Genomic DNA, 4260 nt, shown 5'->3' on the forward strand with positions numbered 1-4260 from the left:
CAATAATCCTTATCTATTGTTTCCTTCAAGTCGTGACTGGCAGCGAATGTTAATAAATAAAATGCCCGGAAGTGTAACCCGGTGGAAGCCACTACAGTTACGCACTTGCCATTTCATTCTTAAGGCATTCGATACACACGGAATAAAACTTGGAAAGGCGTTCCAGTGAATGTGAAAGAGGCGTTGGTAATTCTTAAGGGGTAAAATTCTGCGTTAGGTTTTCAAAATTTGACTGTCTGAGGCGTATGCCGAGTTTCAAATTTTGAAAGCCTGCTTTTAGCAGAATTTTGCCCCTTTAGAATTGACCCGCCGATGGAACCTGAGCAGGAACGCCTTTTCAAGCTTTATTCCGGTTCGGGTATCCACAGCCTTTCTGAATTAAATCCCAATTAAATCTCAAAATCTTTTATGTAATCTTTCATATACCTGATCGAATGCTCTCTGTCTTCTATCTCCTTTTGTTGTTGACAGTATTGCATGTCTCTTTCCGTCCGGTTCTGTCAGGAATAATGTCTTTTTAATATTTCCTTGTTTTCCTACTTCCAGTTTCTCCATCTGGTTCAGATCATATATCTCTACATCCGTATCTACGGTCACTACATAATCTTTTGCAATCAGAAGCTGTTCTTCTTTTAATTCCAGTACATCCGGTGCTGCCAGCTGACGATAGAACTCTTCTTTGTCTTTCACTCTGTCCAGCTTTCTGTTGAATTCTTTTCTTGCTTTTGTATTCAACACTGCTAAAACAATTCCTACACATCCAATAATTGCAGCCAGCATGATATTATCAAACGAGCAGATCAATGCCAGGCACAGAAGACTGATCCAGACAATCATTCCTGTCTGTAGTGATTTGATTCTTTTTGCTGTCAGATCTGCATATTTTTGCTGTCCTGCTGTTTCAATCGCCATACTTTTTTCTCCTTTTACCGAATCTTCTGCTTTTTCCGGGTATTTTCACGCTGTTACCTTGTACTCTGCCGACACTTAGTTACCAGCCCATGGTCTTACTGTTTCTTTATAATATGTAACATTTTCAGAAAGGATCTTTGCCTCCGCATTCTTTACTTCCACTTCTGTCACTGCACAGTTACTGTGCACTCCGATGCCCCAGTATTTTTCCAGCGGTTCCTTTCTGATGTTATTCAGTATACCTGCCAGCGCCGCTCCATGTGTGGTGATCAGTACATTTCCATACACACCCTCTGTTTTTTTGTACAGACTTTCCAGAAACTCACCGGTTCTTTTCTTTACATCTGCAAATGATTCGCCACCTTTTCCCGGTCTGAATCCCACCGGATCATCGAAAAATTTCTGAAAATCTTCCGGAAGTTCCCAATGATCTCTTGCGCAGCATTTTCCCTCATATTCACCGAATGCCATTTCCTCAATTCTGGCATCCGTAATGATCGGAACATCTCTGCCTTCCAGTATGATCCTCGCTGTTTCATACGCTCTCGACAACGGACTTGAAATACACAGATCGAATGGGATATCATGCAGCCCCTCCGCCGTCTCTTCTGCCAGATGCTTGCCAAACTGATTCAGCGGAATATCCACCTGTCCCTGAATCTTTTTTACTTTATTCCAATCTGTTTCTCCATGTCTTACCAGATAAAGTTTCATTCTACCAATTCTTCCTCCTAAAACGACCTTTTTCTCCATTGACCTCTAACGCCAATATAATTGACAGTATACCATACCTTTTCATCTTTTTATAGTCAAATTCTGCTGAAAATGCTATAATATTTCTGCATAAAATTCTTTAAAATTATTTAAGTAAAAGGGAGTATCAATTATGGAAAAAATTGCAAGCTTTACAGTAGATCACCTGCGTCTTGTTCCGGGTGTATATGTTTCCCGTATCGACCAGGCAGGCGGCAATCCGATCACTACTTTTGATCTGCGTATGACCAGTCCTAACGATGAACCGGTTATGAATACTGCCGAAGTTCACACGATCGAACATCTGGCCGCCACATTCTTACGCAATCATGCAGAATATGCAGACAAGACCATTTATTTTGGACCTATGGGCTGCCGTACAGGATTTTATCTGATCCTTGCCGGAAGTTATGAATCCAAAGACATCGTACCATTATTAAAGGAAATGTACAGATTTATGGCTGATTTTGAGGGTGAAGTTCCCGGAGCCTCCGCCAAAGACTGTGGAAATTATCTGGATATGAATCTTCCGATGGCAAAGTATCTGTCTAAGAAGTATCTTACAGAGGTTCTCGAAAACATCACTGATGAACAGTTACATTATCCTTCCTGATCACAGTTACCGATACATTTTAACTATGAGCAGCCTGTACTACAGGTTGCCGGAATCGAGTAGGAGGCGGTGACTAACCGCCGTCCTCTCACAGCACCGTACGTACCGTTCGGTATACGGCGCTTTCAATAGTTGACGTGCACAGACTGGTAGGCTGTGGCTAAATCATAATAGCCACTGTTTATCAGTCTTTCTTTATTCAGCGCCCAAATCACAGCTTTGTTATTACTGATATACCAGTACTTTCTTCGACTGTTTGCTATTGTTGCCGCATAGTGTTCTGGAATTCCCAGCTTGACTAGGTTTTTATATTTCGTTCTGGGTTTCTTCCATTGTTTCCATATGCACATGCGTATTCTGTGATAGAGCCATCCATTGATGTCATCTATGTTGCTCTTCATACTTGCAATTCCGTAGTAGTTAAGCCAACCTCTTGCATATACTTTGGTTTTCTCAAGGCTTGGCCTGATCGACTGACATTGCTTGCGGGAAGACAACTCCTTCAGTCTGGACTTGAACTTCTTCCATGACTTCGGATGAACTCGGACATAAATGCCTTTTCCGTTCCTTCCCAATGCAAAGCCAAGGAATTTAAAATTTCGGATTGCAAATACGCTGACAGTACGGCTCTTTTCTCGGTTGACTGTAAGTTTCAGCCTCTCCTCAAGATATTTTGTACTGCTTTCCAAGAGTCTCTCTGATGCTCGCTTGCTCTTTGCAAGAAGCACGATGTCATCGGCATATCTTATACATGGGACATCTCTTTTCAAGAATTCTTGGTCGAACTCATTGAGGTAGACATTTGCCAGCAATGGTGATAGATTTCCACCTTGTGGTGAGCCTTCCTCTGTATCAATGACTACTCCGTTTTCCATTACACCGCTTTTCAGATAGCGCTTTATCAGCTGTACTACGCGTTCATCCTTTACTTTCTTCCGGAGAAGATTGATGAGAATTTCGTGATTAAGAGTATCGAAGTACTTTGACAAGTCAAGGACTACAGCAAATGTATAGCCTTGTTCTGCATACTCCTTAATCTTAAGTATTGCATCTTTTGCACTTCTGTTCGGACGATAGCCATAGCTACCCTCTGCAAACAGTGGTTCATAGATTGGCACTAACTGTTGGGTTATTGCCTGTTGGAGTGTACGGTCTACCACTGTTGGTATGCCAAGCTTTCGCACACCACCATCTGGTTTGGGAATCTCAACTCGTCTTACTGGAGACGGAGTATACTTTCCACGATAAATGCGGTCGGTTATCTCTTGTTGATGTTCCTTTAGATATGGAAGAGCCTCCTCAATGGTCATGCCATCAATTCCCGGCGCTCCCTTGTTTGCCTTAACTCTCTTATACGCTCTGTTAAAGTTATCTTTATACAGTATCGCTTCCAAAAGTCTCGGCTGTGCACTGTCTCTTTCTTTCCATATCCGATTGAATGACCTGGACGCTTTCACATACCCTTCATGTTCCGCATTATCTCTTTGCGAACAGCCATTGTTTTCAATGTTTTCTGCCATAAACGGTCATTCCTCCTTTCTCGGTCATACTCAAGACTCCTACTGATTCGGTCCTTCACCTCGAACGGAACTTGTTCCGTTTGGCTACTATGACCTCTGCTGACTTCTGTACGTTCAGCATTGCTTTATGCAATGATTACCTCTTTCAAGGCGTACCGCACAGACCTCCCTAGGTACCACACGTTTCTTCCTCTCCATCCATCTGTCTCATTTATCATACATGATTCCGTGTAGTCATTGGGTTTCAACTTGTGATGCAGTCTTGCCCTCATGCATGACCTCATATGAGATTTCTGTTCGTCAGACCAGAGATTTGCCCGTGAGTTAGTATGTTCCTCACATCCAGCTTCCTTCAGATTCCATCTCGCGATGAACACCCTTGCCTTCGGCTATATCCTTCCCACTACCGGGCGGATTCGGGACTTTAACCCTTTAGAAACGTGCGCCGCTAGGCGCACATCA

4 protein-coding genes are annotated in these 4260 nt (G+C 42.7%); 1 reads left to right on the forward strand and 3 read right to left on the reverse strand.

The window, feature by feature from the left end:
- Positions 1 to 396: 396 nt before the first annotated feature.
- Both OCV72_RS16355 and OCV72_RS16360 read right to left on the reverse strand, forming a co-directional pair.
- Positions 397 to 912 carry a hypothetical protein gene (locus OCV72_RS16355; protein WP_055284936.1) on the reverse strand — a complete coding sequence of 172 codons (516 nt, stop codon included), beginning with the start codon at positions 910 to 912 and terminating at the stop codon, positions 397 to 399.
- Positions 913 to 987: 75 nt separating this feature from the next.
- Positions 988 to 1626, reverse strand: a complete 639-nt coding sequence (locus OCV72_RS16360; protein WP_055284938.1) for a histidine phosphatase family protein — start codon at positions 1624 to 1626, stop codon at positions 988 to 990.
- A gap of 172 nt (positions 1627 to 1798) precedes the next feature.
- On the opposite strand from OCV72_RS16360, the gene OCV72_RS16365 reads away from it, so the two are divergent.
- Positions 1799 to 2278, forward strand: coding sequence for an S-ribosylhomocysteine lyase (locus OCV72_RS16365; protein WP_055284940.1), 480 nt, complete (start codon positions 1799 to 1801; stop codon positions 2276 to 2278).
- Between the two features lie 125 nt (positions 2279 to 2403).
- Here OCV72_RS16365 and ltrA read toward each other — a convergent pair whose 3' ends face one another.
- Positions 2404 to 3798, reverse strand: a complete 1395-nt coding sequence (ltrA, locus tag OCV72_RS16370; protein ID WP_055284942.1) for a group II intron reverse transcriptase/maturase — start codon at positions 3796 to 3798, stop codon at positions 2404 to 2406.
- Positions 3799 to 4260 lie beyond the last annotated feature (462 nt).

Origin of the sequence: Dorea amylophila (assembly GCF_025567265.1) — a bacterium.
Classification (GTDB): Bacteria; Bacillota; Clostridia; order Lachnospirales; family Lachnospiraceae; genus Dorea_A; species Dorea_A amylophila.